An 18,927-nucleotide genomic window follows, 5' to 3' on the forward strand; every position below is an offset into this window, starting at 1 on the left:
GGGGCAAGATTAAGGAAATACGGTTTAACAATCCAGCTCATAGGTGGTCTCTATGCCGAGACGCTGACGAGATAGACCTCTTTGTTACAGTGAATGTCGATTGCTCTGCCGCGCTTTCGCCGCTAGGGCAAAGCCGGTAACGTCGGCGCGTTTTCCCTTGCTTCGGAGCACCTTATGCCCGCCCCTGTTCTGTCCGGCCCGCAATACCTGCGCGAAGGCCTCAAACTGGTCCTGAGCCCTGGCCTGCGCCTGTTCGTGTTGTTGCCGCTGGCGATCAATCTGGTGCTGTTCGTCGGATTGATCTATCTGGCCGGCCACCAGTTCAGCCTGTGGGTCGACACGCTGATGCCGTCGTTGCCTGAATGGCTGAGTTTCCTCAGCTATATCCTCTGGCCATTGTTCGTGGTCCTAGTGGCCTTGATGGTGTTTTTCACCTTCACCATGCTCGCCAACATCATTGCCGCACCGTTCAACGGCTTCCTTGCGGAAAAAGTCGAAGTGGTGGTGCGCGGCACTGATGATTTCCCGGCGTTCAGCTGGGGCGAACTGATCGCGATGATCCCGCGCACCCTCACCCGGGAAATGCGCAAGCTCGGCTACTTCCTGCCGCGCGCCATCGGCCTGTTCATCCTGTCGTTCATCCCGGTGGTGAATATCGTCGCCGCGCCGTTATGGCTGCTATTCGGCGTGTGGATGATGGCCATCCAGTACATCGACTACCCGGCGGACAACCACAAACTGGGCTGGAACGAGATGCTGGCCTGGCTGCGGCAGAAGCGCTGGCAGAGCATGAGTTTTGGCGGGATCGTCTATCTGGTGCTGCTGATTCCGGTGGTCAACATCCTGATGATGCCGGCGGCGGTAGCCGGGGCGACGTTGTTCTGGGTGCGCGAGCGTGGTGCCGAAAATCTGGTGATCCAACACTGACCGCGTCACAAATGCTCGAAAGACCTCGTTTGCTGATCACGCGTCCCCTGCCCTTTCCCAGCCAACTGATACACAAGGCTGGTACACAATGGCACTCATCGCGCAACCCTTCCGGCATCCTGATTCAGGTATCTATTACCTCCGACGCAGGGTGCCGGACGGTCTTCGGCAGATCATCGGCAAGACCGAAATTCGTCGTTCGCTGAACACTCGAAATCACCAGCAAGCGAAGGCAGCGTTTGCCGTTGCGTATGCGGACTCGGAGCGATTGTTCAATGATGCCCGCCAAAGAATCGGCATGGAGCACCACGAACCGATAGTAGTCGCGAAGGTTCGGCCTTCTCCTTTACCGGCACCGCAGGCAGAACCCTGCCTGATGCTCTCAGAAGCACTAGCACGTTATGTTCAGTCCATCTCCATGTCGGGCAGATCGGAATACGTGTCGCGGCGTCACGCGGTCGACTACAGCCGTGCCGTCAATCGCTACATCACTGACATGGGCGACATGCCCATTGGGGCGATCCAGCCTCTGGACATTCATAAGTTCGCTTCCAACCTGATTCAGCCTTCGGCTCCCGAGGTTAAGCCACTGGCCACCTCATCCACGCGCCTTCTGCTAGCACGACTGTCCTCAGTACTGGCGTTCTGCGTGGACTCCGGTCTGATGGAAACGAACCCCGTAATTTCATCGCGGATTCACAAGCATCTTGGCTCAGGTAAGCCGAAACGCCGCTTGGACGACAACCGGGGGTACAGCTGGAACGAACTGATCAAACTCTTCAGTCATGCCGAGTTTCAGCGACTTCGAACCGCCGAGGGCCGTCCGGGCAACGCAGTGTTCTGGATACCGCTGATAGCCGCTTACACTGGTGGCCGTCGCGAAGAGCTGGCTCAGCTGTATGTTGAAGACATTCACCAGCACGAAGGGAACTCATGGTTCATCCGCGTCATTGACGACCAACCCGACAAGTCCGTAAAGACGGACAGCAGTCGCAGGGAAATTCCTGTCCATCCTGACCTGATCGCCCTTGGCTTGCTGACACTCGTACAGGGACGCGAGCCGGGAACGAGGGTTTTCCCTCAGCTGCTCAAAGTCTCCGATGGTTTTGCGGGAATCGTCTCCAAATCATGGCGTCCGATTACTCAGCTCTGCGGTGTGTATCAACCAGGCCGTCATCCCCTTCACGCGTTCCGACACAGTTTCAAAACTCTGGCCAGAGAGCACGGCATTCCCAAAGAAGTGAGTGACTGGATCACCGGGCATGCTTCAGGGCACATCGGTGACAGTTATGGCATCAACCCGCTGTCGCGAATGGCCTCAGAGATACAGAAGCTTCCCAGCCTTGCAAAAGCAGCCGGTCTGCTACCAGTGGAAACGGAAGTACACATAGGTGAAAGCAGGAGTTGACGGTTTTTCTGCACGTCGCCGGGTATACAGTCTACGGCAGTCGCAACCCACTCGGGCACCAGGAACTGCTGGTGGACCGGAGGAGGCTTAGCGTAAATCGGTTGCTGCTCGTATGGAGCTTTTAGCGTGGCTGAGCATGTAGGTAGTTCCGCAGCAATCGTGCTCTGGTCAATAGTTTTGGTAGTCTGGCGGAAGGGTTTTCATGCCATCATTAAAAGCTTGATGGCATGGAGTCCTTGGTATGGATGTTGCTCGCTGTACAGCTGACGGAATTGTCTACACGGTTGAACTCTTCGAGGGCAGGGGCGACAGCTTTGTTTCCCAATATAGAAGGCTCCTAGCGTGTCCTGAATGTGGCGGGCCCGCTTTCTACCGTCGAGAATCGACTAAGGGCCAAGCCGCATGTTTCGGTGCTCGCCCCCATGCTTTGAAGTGCAGTTTAGGGGCGGCTGAGGGGCGGCGGGCTGGCACGATGGGGCCTGGCGAACAGGAGTCGATTCAGCCAATCGAGAGAATACTTGTAGATTTCAATTACGGGGCACATGAGGAAGTCAACCCTGACGACCCGGGTCAGGTTGTCGACCCAAATGGACGAGGCAGAAGATTCACTCCAGGAACTGGGCGGCGACAGTCGCAAAAGCATCGGCGGCTCAGTACGCTGCTCAAAAATTTGATCTACAGCCCTGCTTTCCGTAATTCTGAGCAATTAATCGCCCTGCCGAAGGGTGAATATCGAGTAAAGGAACTTTTCGTTGAGTTTCCTTCGGTCTCTGAAACCATGGTCGGCTCTTACCGGGGCTTCTGGGGCATGGTGTCCGATGCAGCGATGTATCCCAAAGGAAACGAAAGCTTGTGGCTAAACAGTGGTGGGCGGGATGCTGTATCTGTTGTAGTTGATGCTGATCTCGGTGAGGCATTCCAGAAGCGCTACCCTATTTTCGATCCTGAGAAATTTGCAGGATCCTATGTGCTCGTATTCGGTGAGTTGCGGCTATCACAGAAAAACAAACTGTACATTGCTGTGAAGGTACTAGATCAGATATCCCTGCTGCTGGATGATCAGCAGTGAAAACTTCATCAGAGTCCCGAGCGTACTGAACCTAGTTTTCTATGGATCCATGTGGGGCGCTGGCGGACAGCGCCGGAGGTTCAGCAGCATTGCGAACCGGTACGGCGCGTATGTGTTATTTCAAGATTCCGGCGGGCCACTACTGCCTGAACGATGTTCACAAGGCGAGCGGGGAGGATCAGAAGCACCGACCTAAGTACTGGTTGGAAAATGCCCACACACAGGCCCTTGTATCCGAAGCTGAAAAGGGCGGATTTCCGCCTGTTAGCGTGAATGCGGAAAGATATGGGGAACGCCCTGGCTTTCTAGGAACGTACCAAACCCCACGCGGAAACACTTATTGGTGCTACAGCCTGCCCCGTCGAAAGACGGACATCCTGCTCACCGGCTACAGCGTGCCACTGCGAGCCAAGGTCATCGACCACTGTAGAGAGTTAGTACGCCAAAATTGGCGCCTTAGTCCGCTCCCCGCTAATACCTACTCCGCCGAAATGGCGGGTCAGGTCTGGACAGTTAAGAGCATGCCAGAGCTGGGCCGGGGAATCCTCGGGGCAGGTCCGAACACTGAAAATCATCCCTGAACGAGACATCTACCGCCTTGTGCGTCTACGTCAGTTGGAAACCCATTTTGCAAAGTACTGCTGTAAGTTCTAACTGCACAGCTAATGTCTTTGACAACCGCAAACATTTAGAAGCACAAAAACTGAACATCGACTGCAAAGTTATTAGGTGGAAGTGATGACCATCAATATAAGAATATTAGATATCGCCCCAAAGGATCTACAATGCTCACCAAAGGGCGTACGAAACAACAATAAGCCTGAGGCTAGGCTTGGAGATATGAACGCTCTAGCAAGCCCTGCACGCACTCCATAAAGTTTTAACTGGGCAATCACAGCTCGAACTCAATCCATTTGCTTCTTATATACTCCTTGCAATTTTTTGCAGTAAGCAGCGTACTGTAAGTTGCTCTACCAGCAAAAAAAATTTTCAATCCTGCTTGACTTCTCATTCAGAACCCGTATTCTTCGCTTCCCAGCCAACGACGCTGGCACAGCACCACCTCCCCTACTAATAGACCACTACCTCGCTTGTTCAAGCCAATAGGCCACTGAGCAGAGTGGGTTTCGTGCTGTCTGCGATATAGGGTTATGAGTTCCAAATACAATGGACCGGAATACATCGAGGAGTTGCGAACAACTAAATAAAAGGAAGGAACCATGTCACGGATTGAACGAATCAAACCCATCCACACCGCAATTGCCGCCCCAGGTGCGGGTAAAACCGAAGCTCTGTTGTCCAAACTTCCCACCCTAATAAGCTCAGGAAAACGCCTAGTTCTCGCGATACCGACACTAGCTCTGAGTGATGAGATTATTCAGCGGGCCTCCAGCAAAGAAATACCATGTCGAACGATTGATCATCGTGACGGCGAATTGGTTGTCAGGAGCTTGGAGAAAGCACTGGAAGAGAAAGTGGACAACTTCATTGTCTGCACCCAAGAGTCAATCCGGCGGGTCCGCCCATCGTTGCTTCACGGTTGGATTCTGGTGCTTGATGAGCTTCCAAATGTTGTGGATTACCCGGATTACCCAATCAAACCCTCCGAAATCCCACGCATACTTCAGTTCACGGTAGAACGTGATGGGCAACTTTGGATCATTGACGGCTTAGAAGAACAAGTCCGGGAACAAGTATCTACTAACCGTGCGGATGCACGAGGAACGGATTGCTCAACACTGGGATCCTCTGCGGCCAACATCTTCCGACTGCTACTTTCAGAGGTGGAAGTTTTTATCGATCAGCCCATGTCCGATGGCACACGGCATATCCGTGCCGTTGAGGAGTATCTCGACTGGTGGGATATCTTCTCCTCGGCGATTGAATCACACGTACTAGCAGCGAGCATCAAGAACAGTGAGTTCGAGGTATTTGCACAGGTGCATGGTTTTCGCTTCGTGGACTCAGAGTTCACTACGGAATGGCAGCCTGTAAGCAATCTTGTCACAATCTGCCCAGTTGTTCCGAATGGCCGGCAGTTCAGTAAAGGGACGATGATCGCGGAACACGAGGATAAGCGACTGATTGATATAGTCCTTGCCACAACCATGGAGCATGTCAGGAGCACACCGCTTCTACTGGCAAACAAATGGGCTGGTTTTAGCACCACCAGAGGCGTTGTATATGTCGATAAGGATTGCAGAGGGTTAAACAGTTACGCCAATGCAACAGAGGTGATAGTCCTGTTTGGTGGCAATCCAAGTCCATCTGAGGGACGGGGATTAGCCTACCTAAAGGCAAAGTACGGACGAGATTTCGAAGAGGCATTTATTACTAACAGGCTGCTTGAACCAACCTTACAGGCGGTAACTCGTACGGCAGTTCGTTCCCGTGACAACGTAAAGAAAACTAGTTTCTATGTTCAGGACTACCGTGTTGTTGATTATCTGCTATCCACTTACTTCCCTGATGCAACAGTGGATTGGTCCCTCGCATATACCATACCGAGTAGGCGAGATGGCAGGAGGCTTGATGAACAGACTGAAAAAGAAGTTAAACGTCTGATATCCCTCGAAACTTCAGCCCTTGAGATCCATCGACAGACTGGAGTTTCACGCAAGAAGATACAGAAGATGAAGGAGGCATATAAAGCAGCTTAACCTTTGCGATGAGGTGTAACCTATACTAAAAGACTTCTTAGGAAAGGTTACACCCCAAACATCGCTACAAGCTCGTGCCTTTTGACACGGATGACCACTCTACATAGTAAGAGGGGAGATGGGGCAGAAAGCCCTCCCCGCTTTGCTTTTGCTCTTAACGTTGCTTATCAATTTGTGGCGAGAGCCACTATTAACCAACCAAAAGAATTAACAGTGACGCAGTCACAGTGGATAAGTCTGTGCCTATGGGCACAAGTTCTCCCCACACAATTACAAGCAAGAGCGGGAGGGGGTCTCCCCCTATCCTCCCCTTCGGACCTGTACAGTTGTTACTCGTGCCTTGGGCACAGCTGACTACTTGGGTAATGAAGACTTAGAAGGCAGATATCCGTGACTTTCAGTCACCATATCCCCGGTACAGTTCAGATCAAAAGCCTGTGGGGCTTTGCTCCCCTGTCTCACTGAGTTCATGTTCTGCCGTGAGGCAAGATAGCAATTCTGTTCAGAAGGATGGATAGGGCTCAGCCACCACCCTGCTCTTGATCCTGACCATGCCGAGCAGCCTAAGGAGCCTAGATCACTGAAGAGCAGGATTGTCTTCGGATAACCATAGGTAACCCATCCCACGCACGTTAACGTCCAGACGTGGGCAGAGATGGGCTTGGAACAGTAATCGCCTAGTGAACATCCACCGCCGTTGAGCGGGCGTGCATCCCCCCCATCAGCGTATCGAAATCTGCGTGAATGAACGCTGGGTGGGACAACGCAATCGAGGATACGGTATCGCTTCTCTCGCTCATCAACCGAATTTACCCAGCCTTTCTTAAAGCGAGATCGCATACTCCAGCCGTTCATGGCTAAGCGTCAGGAAATTGGGCAACACTGAGGTGTCGATCCTCACTGCCCGGTCACTGTCCATTCGCATCAGTAGAAGCAGCATCACTACCACCATGTCCTCGCCCACTGCTGTAAAAGCCGCCAGAGCTTCAAATGCATACCGTGGAACATGTACTACTTGGTCGTTGGGTGTCATCGGCGATTCTCTACCCTGCTACGGACAGCGAGCCAAGCTCGTCAGGCTTCTCGGCTCGGGCTAGATTCGGATTCACCAAACAGGCAAGGGATCCACCTGGCTCGCTGCCAGTCTGAACCGAGCGGATCAAACCAGCAGCCTCAAGGTCAGCAATGGCCTTCACGACCTCTTGCAGGGTGATCTCACACTGACGAGCTATTGCTGCCTGGGTGATCTGTACAGCGCCGTCGTCATCGATACCGGCTACCAGATTCAGCATAACTGACACCGCTTGAGGGTTGGTCCGATTCAGCTTACTCAGCTCTTCGAACAGGGACGGGTTGTAGAAATAGCTTTCGCCAATCTCATCAGTATCTGCGGGTAGTGCCACGATTCGCTTGGTCATTTCTCTGCTCCAAGGACACTGCGAGGGCTGACCGCTCAATCGCAATGTCACGATTAGTGTGTGTCCGATTAGAGCACATCACCTGACCATAGGGGAATGCCAGCACCACCTCCCTCTCCAGCGCTTCAACACCAGTTCGGCACCCGAGTCAGGGAGCTCCGTGTAGCTATGGGCATGAGCCAAGAAGCTTTTGCTGATCGGTGCGGCTTCGCCAGGACGTACATGTCTCGCATTGAAACAGGAGGCGCCAACCCTTCGATCAATGCCATCAAGGTGCTCGCCGATGCTTTGGGCGTTAGCATCTCGGATCTGTTCGAAGGAATGTGAGCAGAGGATTTCCCGGCGAATAGCTATTGCTGTAACTAATGCACATCCATCCACCAACCCTGTGCCGACCCAGCATTCCTAGGGCTATGCTCATCGGAAGCCCCGGAACCACTGGCATTGAGTGCAGATGGACTAAGCTAGGTCCCCGTGTGTGCCATCGCCCTTGTGGTTTAGCATCGCACCTGCCATTCGAGCACAGTATTCGGTGGCCAATTCCTTCTGGGTCAGCGTTTTCAATCGCTCGATGTCGGAAGCGTGCTCCATGAATTCAATCAGTGTGTCTTTAGGAGTGTTCGAGTAGGTTTCCCATAAAAAGTTGAACCAGTCCAAGTCAGTTTTCGGGCCCGAGCGACCTGCATTCCTGTCAATGACGCCAAAAAAGGTTTCAGGGTGCTGGGAGTAGGCATGTAACTCTTCATCCGAGAGTGGAAGCTTGATAACGAAGCGCTGCTGTTCGTCACTGCAAACGACACACCATGCTTCTCTCTGCTCGGACATGACGACGCCACTCTCCAACGTCGCTTCGACCTGAGTTCCGTCAGGACCAGGGACTTGCATCCGGCGACCAACCTGTAGCCTCGCCTCGGCAGTTCCACCTGCGAACGCGTCTGGTTGTCCATCGAATGTAGCGGGAATGCGCCTGTGCTTCTGCATAGACTCCAGCAAGGAGAAAATTGGTGCATGCCGTCGCCTAATCTCAATCTGTTGAGTTAGGGTTTTAACCCCAGGGTGTAAATCATCGAGATGAAACCCCCACAGCAGCATCCCAGAAGCCAGATCAATGGCATCAAGGTGATGCTCATGCGGGTCGTACGTTACGATGACGTAGGCTTCTGGGAGGGCCTTAGCTACCGGATCCAACTCAAAGCGCTTGAGCTGGCCTTCAGCCTCCACTAGTGCTACCGGATAGGACTGCTTCCTTCCCAGTTCTAGGCGCGCATCGTTCGTGTCAATGAAGACTATTCGAGGATGATCCGACTGCTTGCTCAAGGCTCGATGCATCTGCCTATTGATTTTCATCCGCTTGCCTTCTCGCCGCTTTGCCTCAACAGTGTAGATTGCACCTGACGCCGCGTGCGTAGCGATGAACTCGACATGGGTAGTACGTCTGTCAGTTTCATCTTGGTGCTGCAAACTGAAGCCAGCCCGAAGCAGAGCAGCAGCCACCCGCACCTCATACAACGCACCAGGGAAGTTATCGGGGCATTTGATTCGGTCTATCAGAAGTTTCTGAATCTCAACAGAGTGCTTAAGACTGTAAAGGCCGTATGAGAAGTGCATATAAGCCTCAATGGCCCCAGTCATTACTTGGGCGGCCCCTGCTCCCATCTGCTCCATGTGAACTTTCGCTTGCTCGTAGCTACGGACAGCCCAGGTGAGAATGCGATGTCTCTGTGGCGGAGGCTTGCTTAGCTCCGACATCCACCAGTCTCTACCTAAAACGATCTTTGGGTAATCGTTGAGGAAGTCGTGAAAAGTCTTCCATTTCCGTGAGAAATGGATCTCCCTTCCGACTACTATGACTCTGTGCTCTTGGAATTCAGTGGAGATAATCGGCTTACCCAGACCTTGTTGCTCACGCCTCTGAAACTCATTGGCCTCATGACGCAAGAGCGCCGCACGCAGCTCCTGATGCATATGCGGCCCATTGAGCTTTAGCGCCATGTCGAGACTTTCGATAGACCCGTGACATTTCTTGAGTTTCCGACCACTACCGCAAGGGCAAGGATCATTTCGACCAATTTTGTTAGTCATTTTCTTATTCATCCCGGAATGTGAAAACGAGAGCTTGGTCATCGCGTTGGCGGTGAAACAACCATCAGTAGGTGCCGAACTTGCACTTCCACAGAACACCCAGAGGATCAAGCATCCAGCTTTGCATGAGGCTGAAGAAAACATCATAGACGGCGGAAGAACACATGAAGCAGGCGTCCAGAGACCCGCAACCACCTGCCCATTGACGTCATTGCTGCAAACCACCAAAGGTCGTCGGATTTCAGCACTCAAGCGTCAGTAAGTTGGCCCACCCGCTATCAGAGAAGTAGACAAGTCTGGTAGCCCAGCAACACCCTCAAAGCCACTATCAAATGACTATTGTGGATAGCTATATAACTCCATTATCATTAGCCTATCGTTTTTTAGAACAAAGGATAGTAGATCATGAAGACCCATCTTTACCTACGTGCATCAACCAAGGATCAGGACGCCCATCGTGCAAAAGTCGCACTAGAATCGTTCGCTATTGATAAGGGATTGAGCATCGTCGGTGTGTATGCCGAGAACATCAGCGGGACCAAACTCAACCGTCCTGAATTGATGCGTCTGCTGGACACTGCCGAGAAGGGTGAAGTGCTGCTGGTAGAGTCAGTAGACCGCCTGAGTCGTCTGTCGCAAACCGACTGGGACACTCTAAAGGCAACCATTAAGGCCAAGGGGCTTCGCCTGGTAGTAGCCGACCTGCCCACCAGTCATATGATGGTTGAGGACAAGGGCATCACGGGCCAGATCATGGAAGTTATCAACAGCATGTTGTTGGATCTGATGGCGACAATGGCCCGCCTTGATCAAGAGAAGCGAGTACAGCGAATTCGGGAAGGTCTGAAGAACAAGCGTGCGGCCGAACCTGAGTGGAAACCAACAGGCAAGGGACGCAATCAAGTGAAGTGGGACAAGGTTACAGGCTTGCTTAAGCGGAACGGCAACACCGTGGAAGAAATCGCCAAGATTGCCGACGTGGGTATCGCAACTGTGTACCGTATCAAGCGGGAACTGACTCTGTAAGCCCCACCAGCGTGGCAACAGCCGCCTACGACAGCTATTTCGTGCCAGTGATATTTGCCGATTCTAGGCGCCGAAAGCGAGGTGGCACGGGAATCGCTCTTAACCTCGACCACCATTGGCCGTGATTTCATCAGTTCAGCCAGATTGCCTCGTGATATTTCGCCACCAGAGAATCAACCTGCAAAGACCAACTGCTGATGTCCCTTTTGAAAAGTTTGAGACTAAGCAAAGTTCATTGAGTACTTCACGACCGACAGAGATCGACCAAAAGCTGCCGTAGACAATAGTGTTCCAACAGGAAAAAATGGCGCTTGCAATTGCCTACAGCAAATGTTACTTGAATCGGCTTTTGATTTGATCGACAACCCAAGACGCAAAGTTCGCCAATGGCATATCATCCCACGAATTGTGCTGTTTTTTCTCTTCAGGGCTCACCGCATTGCTAGCCAGCACACTCCGCAGCATGACCATCAAGATGGTTGTTATTGAAATAATGAGCGTTCCTCCTAATAGAAGGATATGCCAATCAACTGTCTTGACCATCAATACTGGCGCACTCTTGAAGTAAACCGCTTGCGTAAAAAGCTCAGTTAGGCCCTTCATAAAGGTAACGAGCGTTGTGACAAGCATGTACACAACCCAAACCGCAACACCAATAACTGCGTATTCTTTCAGAAGTTTGCTAGTGAAGGAATAAGCCAGCCAATTGAACCTCTTAGCATCCGACGCCACTTCACGCACTTCAGAAGTGGCTTTGGGCAGAGGGGCAAGTCCTTCCGGTGTCTCAGGAGTTGTGAATTGTTGCACGCTCGTGCTTTCATTCTCGTTGGGAGCAATAGACAAAGGTTCCCTTCCTATAAGCCTAAATTTTGAAGTCGATAGCCCATAGCCGCTTCAGAGACTGCGAACTGTTGGGCAAGAATGCTGACTTTTTGTGCAGGAGGTACCTGCGAAGCAAGGTGCCTAACGACATGCTCAGGCATCAGCAATTGAGCAGCAAAGCGGTTGGCGTCTATCTCTCTACTGTCCAGTACTGCATACAGATCAGTCGGGTCCCTGTGTGCCATTTGACCAGGCTGTACATGCTCCAAAAGCCAGTGGGCAATTTCATGAGCAATAGTAAATCGCTGGCGAACCGGGGGATCGAACGCGCTTACCTTGATCAAAGGGCCATAGCTGTCAAATTCGAATGAGCCGCTAATCCCTTCGCGATACAAGTTTTGATCAAAAACAACCCGCGCCCCCATGCCTTGAGCAAGCTGAACAGGGTCAACTGGCAGGTAGCCATTCCATAGCTGTTGGAGCACCTGGGAGGCCTTGGCAAAGGCCATGTCATTCAACATACGCAACGCCTCCTTCAGTTGTGGGCTGAGAATGGACTAAAGATTAGCGGACTATGATCCCATATCGAACCACATGATTCCATGACAGAAAGGAGTCGTTTCTGCCTATCATGGCTGATCGGTTTAGGTCGATTGCATTCCTTCACGACAGGCTACAATCGGCAGGAGCAGACATTTCCCCAAGGCTACCCGATTTACCTTGGCACTAGAAATCAATACTCCACCGGCCCAAAATGCCCTAAATAACCTACTTGGGTGAGGATCAGACGGTTGATGCATTCGACACCTACCAACCCGCTCTCCAACGGACGGCCGAACAGGGCAAAGTTCTGGATAGTGAATGCCTCTGCATATTTGTTCCGCTCAGGATGAAAGCGGCGTATGGAAAGGCCATAGGATGTCTCGAAAGGACGGCCGCCCGTACGTACCAAGCTGAAGAACGAAGGATATATTACGCCGTCAAAACCAGCGTCTCTCGCAGCCAGTGCTATTGCTCGGGAAATTTCATATGAATGAGACCGCGCAAGAAAAAGCATGTGGATAGCCATATCTAGACTCTCGAACTCCGATCCTTCTTCCTCAAGTACCTGAGTCAAATCTAAAAGGCGCAGGTCCTGCTGCGACTTCAAAGTGGCGACATAAATGTCGTCCTCAGTAGTGGCACGGCATTCGTGGATGCAGATATCGATATCCTGAGACCCATACATCACTGGGAAGTCGGAAGAGTCTAAGCGCCCTTTTCCCACGAAAGCAGCCGGCGGGCTGTCGTACTCCTGCGGGTCAGCAGGACGTTGAGGACTGATTCGAAGGCGATAAAACTTTGTGCTCTTGGCAAGCGTCCTTTCTGGGTACTCCCTCAGTACACGATCGATGATCTGCCGCCGCGTCACGTTATTCTGCAATGCCTTGAGAGGTTCTACTTCGCCGATCATCCAAAGGCGTGGGCCATAGTGGAAGAACCCGATTTTCGCTGCGCTCTCAATCAATTTGATGTCGTTCTTCAGCCATGATGAAGGTGAGATATCGCTCTTGCCGTAGTGATGCTCATTGCACTGGATCACCGGCGCTCCGCCATATTCACAGCGGATTGTGGTGCCACTAACAAAGAAGCGCCAGGCAAGGCTTTCAACATGTACTTTCGTTAGCTTTCGCCCTTCTGGACTCTTGCAATTCGGACAATCGCCGTGCTGCTCAAGGCCATGTTTAAACGCATCAATCCGCAGCCCCTCATCTGTAAAGCAGTTAGAACACAGGAGAGGTTGACTATCGTTCTCGCTTTCGTCTGTCATGTCAGCTCCACAGAGAATTTGTTGGAAAGAGAAGCCAAAAATATAGCGGATGATTCAGGCAACTATCGGTCAAAAGCCTTACCAGCCTAGCCCCAGCCAACGGCAGGATGAACTAGGATTCCCGCATCACCACTCAAGGACGATACCAATGACAGATAACCCAGATGCCAAGATCGCCACAGCAGACGCACTCACATTGCTCCTGCACAACCAGCACGCTATCTGTGCGGCCATAGAAGAGGTGACCAAGTGGCTCTCAGAGAGTGGAGTAGCGAGTGTCGCTGCTAACGCTACAGCGGCCATGGAAACGCTAGACTCCAACGCACAAGCGATCACGGATGCGATCATGCGACTGCGGCAGTTGTAGGCAACGACTAAGAGGAGCTCCAACCTCCAGATGCTTCGGGATCACGTCAAGAGTTGCACTGCTCTTGCGGTGAGAAGGGCATGGACACTATGGAAAGTGGATTACCACTTAGGAGTTTCCACAATTCTTTCAATGGGCGGAACGCCAGTTGACTTCAGCGTGATTCCCATGGGTTGTAGAAATGGTTTTGGTTATTTGCCCAGTGCAAGGCCCGCGAGGGATATCACAATGGCAAATGTGGATAGCCATGTCGCCAATTGAAACTTACTACTTTCCTCTTGAAGTCCCGCCAGGACTGACGCGAGCAGTGGAAAATTGACGCAATGTCTATCCGACCCAACCATCATTGAAAAGAAAGCGACGTTACTACCATCACCTCTGGTGTAACCGTGCTTTTGCTCCAGATGGTAGTAGAGCCTGCCGTAAACGATGTCACCGTCAACATCCAATTCCTTTGCGATCATCTTGCAGTCGATAGGTACGAAGATTTTCGTCTCTCGACCATTCTCGATGCCTGGTTCGTGTGAGTGATTCTTAAACTCCTCATAGTAGAGCTTGTAGATGGTGCTGAGGACCTTGAGATCGGTAGGTGTTTTCATGCTGACGTCCTTGAAAGTGGAATCACCAACTTGAACCAAGTTGGTGATTCGTTTATCGATTACTACATCCCTAACATTGCCATGCGTTGCACACCTATCTGGGCAAGATTCAACACGATAAATCTTTGATTAACGCGTATCGGCAAGAGAAATCCCAAATGGAGCAAGATGAGTAAGTACGGTAAAAACGCCGAACCCTCCTCGTTGTTAGCTACCTCTTCTTAGGTGGAGGCTTAATGGTTTCGACCGTAGTAATCTTTGGACGACGCTTAGCTTCCTCAATGGTGATAAAGCGTCCGCTTCCAGAATCCCGGCCCCGCTTGTTGGAAGTACTCATATAATTCTCCCGTGAGAAAAGATTTACTTATGTGTAAAGTAGCCCATCCGCGACTAGTCCACGGATGGGGTATTGCAAGGGCACGCTGTTAAGAGCGGACCAGGAAGCACCATGCTTCATGACCGTACTCGTGGGCATCCAGTACGCGATCCGAGTTCTTCACTCGACGGTAGCGGCAGCACACCCAGCGGAACCCTTTAGGGGCCGGTTTCTTGGGCATTAGCCATCTTCACCTCCTTAGGGGAGGGGATTTTTTCTTGCATTCTGCTGAGAAATGACTAATCTTCCGTTCGCAGATTGATGTCCGCAAGCGCGAGTTTCTCCCCCTAAACTCGCAGGGCTGATCGGAGCTGCAACTCCGAATTAGCCCAAAATTTTCATAAGATTCTTGTTAGCAAGAATACTGTTATGCACTTCAGCTGCATCACGCGAAACCTGAAACCTTTCTACGACTTCGTCGAGGCTTCGACAGGTAACCATCTTGTCGATGGGCATCAATAACGCCCCGGCAAATCGGTTAGCTTGCCACTCACTGTCCTTGTAAGCGGGAAGCTTGCCAAGTTCGACTCTGTGGAACTGGATTCGAACATTGCGATGCATTAAGTAATGCCCAAGCTCATGCGAAGCCGTAAACCGATCTCGTCCCCTGCCTGCTACCATCCCGTCGTATACATCTATTCGTAAACGAATGACGTTCTCCGCTGGAATCGTGAGCCCATGGTTCGGGCCCATCTCATGCATCTCAGCCACCTCTAGGGCAAACCCTGTAAACGCCTGTGGCATTGCAAACTCTAAGACTTCCGCAATGGGGAAGGCGTCGGTCTGGATACCCAGCTCTCGCCTTACCGCCATGGCCACCCCGAATACGCTGTCCTGGCTACGAGGTGGCACTTCACATGAAGGGCCGCTCATTGATTTGCCTCCTACCTCTTGGGCTTCTGCAAAAGAGCCAGAAGCTTGTCCAGTTCCGTTGACTTCATTTCACCAAACTGTCTAGCAAAAGCCAGAGCCGTTTCCTGATGCTTCTGAGAAAGATCCCTAACTTCCAAGGCTATCTGGCCCCTGCTGATCTGAGCCGAGTCCTCGATTTCCCTGAACTCTGGCGAGTCTAGGGATACCCCAAGATAGCTGGCCACCTTACGAGTGAGTTCGTCCGATACAGTTTTCTTGCCGGTCTCCACAGCTGACAGATAGGCGGAGCTAACACCGAGCCCTTCAGCCATGTCTTTCAATAGCAGCCCTCGATCTATCCTTGCTTTCCTGATGAGTTTTCCAAATTCTGTAAACATGCTGTGCGTCCCCTTAGACGGTTCTATGACCGATCTGGAAAAGAGATTAACCCCAAAAGGTTAACGATGCAACCTATGACCAAGAAGATTTTACCTTCCTGCCATCTCAATCTAAACTTTCGACCGTAGAATTTCGGCGCCGATCCAAGTTGATTTCGACACGGGTAACCCGCGTCATTGCGAAGCAGGATAAATCACACGAACTGGATGGCAAGACGCTCCATCTAAGGCCTTTCAGAACGTTCATATGCCTGATACATTTCTTACTCACTCTCTTGGGAAGGGGCAGTGAATGACGTGGCTTTCAGCCGATATAGGCCCGATTTCCAGTACATCGACTACCCGGCGGACAACCACAAACTGGGCTGGAACGAGATGCTGGCCTGGCTGCGGCAGAAGCGCTGGCAGAGCATGAGTTTTGGCGGGATCGTCTATCTGGTGCTGCTGATTCCGGTGGTCAACATCCTGATGATGCCGGCGGCGGTAGCCGGGGCGACGTTGTTCTGGGTGCGCGAGCGTGGTGCCGAAAATCTGGTGATCCAACACTGATCGCGTCACAAATCCATCATCCGACCGTAACAAGCTCGACATGGCCTCAGCCGACACTGAGGTCATGACGACAGCTCTACATATCACCCTCATCAGCGAAACCTTCCCACCGGAAATCAACGGCGTGGCCAATACCCTTGGCCGCTTGTGCGAGGGTTTGCGCACACGTGGGCATCAGGTAGAGCTCGTGCGCCCGCGCCAGGCCACCGATCCGCAACGCAGCGAAGACGATGCACTGTTGCTGTGTCGCGGATGGCCACTACCGGGCTATCCGGGACTGCAATGGGGCCAGTCGTCGATGCATAAACTGCTGCGCCGCTGGAAACGCCAGCGGCCGGATGTGCTGTACATCGCCACGGAAGGCCCGCTCGGGTTGTCGGCACTGCGCGCCGCACGGCGCCTGGGGATTGCGGTGGTGAGCGGTTTTCACACCAACTTCCAGCAATACACCAGCCAGTACGGCCTCGGTCTGCTGACGCGGATGCTCACTCATTACCTGCGCTGGTTTCACAATCGTTCGGCAATGACTCTGGTGCCGAGCGTCAGTCAGCGCCTGGAACTGGAGCGGCGGCATTTCGAGCGGCTGGCGTTGTTGTCGCGGGGTGTGGACAGCCAGTTGTTTCATCCGAGCAAACGTCAGACCGCGTTGCGTGAGCAATGGGGACTCTCTGAGACGGATATCGCGGTCATCCACGTAGGAAGGCTCGCCCCGGAGAAAAATCTGGGCCTGCTCAAACACTGCTTTGAAGGTCTGCGCGAAACTTATCCACAGCGCCATCTGAAGCTGATCGTGGTCGGAGATGGCCCGCAGCGTTCGGCGCTGGAAAAAGAACTGCCGGAGGCGATCTTCTGCGGCGCGCAGCGGGGAGAAGCCCTGGCGGCGCACTACGCCTCAGGAGATCTGTTCGTATTTCCCAGCCTGACCGAAACCTTCGGCAATGTGGTGCTGGAAGCCCTGGCTTCGGGACTCGGCGTCGTTGCCTATGATCAGGCAGCCGCGGCGCAGCATATTCGCCACGGCTACAACGGCGTGTCAGCCATGCCCGGCGATGAGCAGGCGTTTTGCGAAGCGGCGGCGTGGTTACTGGAGGAGGATGAGCGGTTGCGCTGTGTGCGGCTGAATGCGCGGCAGCATGGCAGTCGCCAGGGCTGGGCGGCGATTATCGAGCAGTTCGAGGGTTATTTGCGTGGGGCTTGTGTGGGGGAGCTGGTGGTGCCTGGGGCGCAGACACAACCTTAGATTTTCGGCGACTTAGAAACAGCTTTCGCGAGCAGGCTCGCTCCCACATGGGTACTGCATTCTTTCAGATGGAATGCGGTCGAAGGTGGGAGTGAGCCTGTTCGCGAATGGTTCGAACTGGCGCAGCTTAGACCAGGGTCATCAACGCCTCACGACTGAACGGCAGAATGTCCTGCTCACGCCCTTCACGGACTTTCTGCGCCCAGTCCGGATCGACCAGCAGCGCACGGCCCACCGCTACCAGGTCGAACTCTTCTTTGTTCAGACGCTCCAGCAGGTTTTCCAGGCTGGCCGGTTGCGCGACCTTGTCGGTGTTGACCATGAACTGCAAGAACTCGCCGTCCAGGCCGACGCTGCCCACGGTGATGGTCGGTTTGCCGGTCAGCTTGCGGGTCCAGCCAGCGAGGTTCAGATCCGAACCGTCGAACTCCGGCTCCCAGAAGCGTCGGGTCGAGCAATGGAAAATGTCCACGCCAGCGTCAGACAGCGGCTTGAGAAACTCGCCCAGCGCTTCGGGGGTTTGCACCAGACGCGCGGTGTAATCCTGCTGCTTCCATTGCGAGAAGCGGAAGATGATCGGGAAACCCTCACCGACAGCCGCGCGCACTGCTTGAATCAATTCGATGGCAAAACGCGAACGGTTGGCCAGGCTGCCACCGTATTCGTCGGTGCGCTGGTTGCTGCCTTCCCAGAAGAACTGGTCGATCAGATAGCCGTGGGCGCCATGGATTTCCACACCGTCCATGCCGATGCTTTGCGCATCTTTGGCAGCTTGGGCAAACGCGGCGATCACGTCCTGGATGTCCTGCTTGGTCATGCCGTGCACCACGACCTGGCCGTCCTTGAGTTTTTCCGACGGACCGTAGCCCGGCACGCTGGCGTCCGGCTCGGTGCCGAGGCGACGTACGCTGCCGACATGCCACAGTTGCGGGACGATCTTGCCGCCCTCGGCGTGCACGGCGTCGACAACCTTTTTCCAGCCGGCCAGCGGCGCGTCACCGAAAAATTGCGGCACGTTAGGATAGCCGTTGGACGCGATGTGGCCGACGGTGGTGCCTTCGGTGATGATCAGACCAACCCCGGCGGCCGCACGACGGCGATAGTACTCAATGACTTTGGAATTCGGCACACCGCCCGGCGAAAACGAACGGGTCATTGGCGCCATGACCACGCGGGTCGGCAGTTCGAGGGCACCGAGATGGAACGGTTTGAACAGGGCTTGAACAGGCATCGAGAGGCTCCACGAAAACGTTGGCGACAGGCATGAATCGATATGACGGCGATAATATCCGCCACGTCCTTTGCGTGACAGCACTATTGATCT

At 53.1% G+C, this 18,927-nt stretch carries 18 protein-coding genes and 1 pseudogene; 9 read left to right on the forward strand and 10 right to left on the reverse strand.

Annotation, left to right across the window (positions count from 1 at the left end; all coding sequences use genetic code 11):
- The first annotated feature begins 174 nt into the window (after positions 1–174).
- The 4 genes from cysZ (at position 175) to D8U61_RS13090 (ending at position 6,064) form a co-directional block, all read left to right on the forward strand.
- Positions 175–927 carry a sulfate transporter CysZ gene (cysZ, locus tag D8U61_RS13070; protein ID WP_130887177.1) on the forward strand — a complete coding sequence of 251 codons (753 nt, stop codon included), beginning with the start codon at positions 175–177 and terminating at the stop codon, positions 925–927.
- An 88-nt stretch (positions 928–1,015) separates the two neighbouring features.
- On the forward strand, positions 1,016–2,335 hold the full coding sequence (locus tag D8U61_RS13075) for a site-specific integrase (RefSeq protein WP_130927068.1): 1,320 nt from the start codon (positions 1,016–1,018) through the stop codon (positions 2,333–2,335).
- Between the two features lie 241 nt (positions 2,336–2,576).
- Positions 2,577–3,404, forward strand: a complete 828-nt coding sequence (locus tag D8U61_RS13080) for a hypothetical protein (RefSeq protein ID WP_130927069.1) — start codon at positions 2,577–2,579, stop codon at positions 3,402–3,404.
- 1,220 nt (positions 3,405–4,624) lie between these two features.
- Positions 4,625–6,064, forward strand: a complete 1,440-nt coding sequence (locus D8U61_RS13090) for a hypothetical protein (RefSeq protein WP_130927071.1) — start codon at positions 4,625–4,627, stop codon at positions 6,062–6,064.
- Positions 6,065–6,887: 823 nt separating this feature from the next.
- On the opposite strand, the gene D8U61_RS13095 is transcribed toward D8U61_RS13090, so the two are convergent.
- Positions 6,888–7,097 carry a hypothetical protein gene (locus tag D8U61_RS13095; RefSeq protein ID WP_130927072.1) on the reverse strand — a complete coding sequence of 70 codons (210 nt, stop codon included), beginning with the start codon at positions 7,095–7,097 and terminating at the stop codon, positions 6,888–6,890.
- 10 nt (positions 7,098–7,107) lie between these two features.
- Positions 7,108–7,482, reverse strand: coding sequence for a helix-turn-helix domain-containing protein (locus D8U61_RS13100; protein WP_130927073.1), 375 nt, complete (start codon positions 7,480–7,482; stop codon positions 7,108–7,110).
- A 96-nt stretch (positions 7,483–7,578) separates the two neighbouring features.
- Here D8U61_RS13100 and D8U61_RS13105 point away from each other — a divergent pair, with 96 nt between their 5' ends.
- A complete protein-coding gene (locus D8U61_RS13105) occupies positions 7,579–7,809 on the forward strand; it encodes a helix-turn-helix transcriptional regulator (protein ID WP_130927074.1) in 231 nt (76 codons plus the stop codon).
- A gap of 132 nt (positions 7,810–7,941) precedes the next feature.
- Here D8U61_RS13105 and D8U61_RS13110 read toward each other — a convergent pair whose 3' ends face one another.
- A complete protein-coding gene (locus D8U61_RS13110; protein ID WP_206663086.1) occupies positions 7,942–9,564 on the reverse strand; it encodes an SEC-C metal-binding domain-containing protein in 1,623 nt (540 codons plus the stop codon).
- 405 nt (positions 9,565–9,969) lie between these two features.
- Between D8U61_RS13110 and D8U61_RS13115 the strand changes: the two genes are divergently transcribed.
- Positions 9,970–10,590: a recombinase family protein gene (locus tag D8U61_RS13115; RefSeq protein ID WP_130927075.1), complete on the forward strand. Its 621-nt coding sequence runs from the start codon at positions 9,970–9,972 to the stop codon at positions 10,588–10,590.
- Positions 10,591–10,923: 333 nt separating this feature from the next.
- Here D8U61_RS13115 and D8U61_RS13120 read toward each other — a convergent pair whose 3' ends face one another.
- From D8U61_RS13120 to D8U61_RS13130, 3 genes are all read right to left on the reverse strand, one after another.
- On the reverse strand, positions 10,924–11,433 hold the full coding sequence (locus tag D8U61_RS13120) for a hypothetical protein (protein ID WP_130927076.1): 510 nt from the start codon (positions 11,431–11,433) through the stop codon (positions 10,924–10,926).
- Positions 11,434–11,444: 11 nt separating this feature from the next.
- Positions 11,445–11,933 carry an ImmA/IrrE family metallo-endopeptidase gene (locus tag D8U61_RS13125; RefSeq protein ID WP_130927077.1) on the reverse strand — a complete coding sequence of 163 codons (489 nt, stop codon included), beginning with the start codon at positions 11,931–11,933 and terminating at the stop codon, positions 11,445–11,447.
- 212 nt (positions 11,934–12,145) lie between these two features.
- A complete protein-coding gene (locus tag D8U61_RS13130; protein WP_130927078.1) occupies positions 12,146–13,222 on the reverse strand; it encodes an RES family NAD+ phosphorylase in 1,077 nt (358 codons plus the stop codon).
- Positions 13,223–13,370: 148 nt separating this feature from the next.
- Here D8U61_RS13130 and D8U61_RS28090 point away from each other — a divergent pair, with 148 nt between their 5' ends.
- Complete coding sequence (locus D8U61_RS28090) at positions 13,371–13,589, forward strand: hypothetical protein (protein ID WP_130927079.1); 219 nt, start codon at positions 13,371–13,373, stop codon at positions 13,587–13,589.
- Positions 13,590–13,780: 191 nt separating this feature from the next.
- On the opposite strand, the gene D8U61_RS13140 is transcribed toward D8U61_RS28090, so the two are convergent.
- The 3 genes from D8U61_RS13140 to D8U61_RS13150 form a co-directional block, all read right to left on the reverse strand.
- Positions 13,781–14,188, reverse strand: coding sequence for a hypothetical protein (locus tag D8U61_RS13140; RefSeq protein WP_130927080.1), 408 nt, complete (start codon positions 14,186–14,188; stop codon positions 13,781–13,783).
- 700 nt (positions 14,189–14,888) lie between these two features.
- Positions 14,889–15,437 carry an ImmA/IrrE family metallo-endopeptidase gene (locus tag D8U61_RS13145; protein WP_130927081.1) on the reverse strand — a complete coding sequence of 183 codons (549 nt, stop codon included), beginning with the start codon at positions 15,435–15,437 and terminating at the stop codon, positions 14,889–14,891.
- A gap of 11 nt (positions 15,438–15,448) precedes the next feature.
- On the reverse strand, positions 15,449–15,814 hold the full coding sequence (locus D8U61_RS13150; RefSeq protein ID WP_130927082.1) for a helix-turn-helix transcriptional regulator: 366 nt from the start codon (positions 15,812–15,814) through the stop codon (positions 15,449–15,451).
- Between the two features lie 327 nt (positions 15,815–16,141).
- On the opposite strand from D8U61_RS13150, the pseudogene D8U61_RS13155 reads away from it, so the two are divergent.
- Together D8U61_RS13155 and D8U61_RS13160 are read left to right on the forward strand one after the other, a co-directional pair.
- Positions 16,142–16,363: pseudogene (locus D8U61_RS13155) on the forward strand (EI24 domain-containing protein); the annotation flags it as partial.
- 40 nt (positions 16,364–16,403) lie between these two features.
- Positions 16,404–17,603 carry a glycosyltransferase family 1 protein gene (locus D8U61_RS13160; protein WP_130887176.1) on the forward strand — a complete coding sequence of 400 codons (1,200 nt, stop codon included), beginning with the start codon at positions 16,404–16,406 and terminating at the stop codon, positions 17,601–17,603.
- A 127-nt stretch (positions 17,604–17,730) separates the two neighbouring features.
- Here D8U61_RS13160 and D8U61_RS13165 read toward each other — a convergent pair whose 3' ends face one another.
- Complete coding sequence (locus D8U61_RS13165) at positions 17,731–18,834, reverse strand: NADH:flavin oxidoreductase (RefSeq protein WP_122601853.1); 1,104 nt, start codon at positions 18,832–18,834, stop codon at positions 17,731–17,733.
- Positions 18,835–18,927: the final 93 nt, after the last annotated feature.

The organism is Pseudomonas sp. Sample_14, assembly GCF_004307515.1.
Lineage (GTDB): Bacteria > Pseudomonadota > Gammaproteobacteria > Pseudomonadales > Pseudomonadaceae > Aquipseudomonas > Aquipseudomonas atacamensis.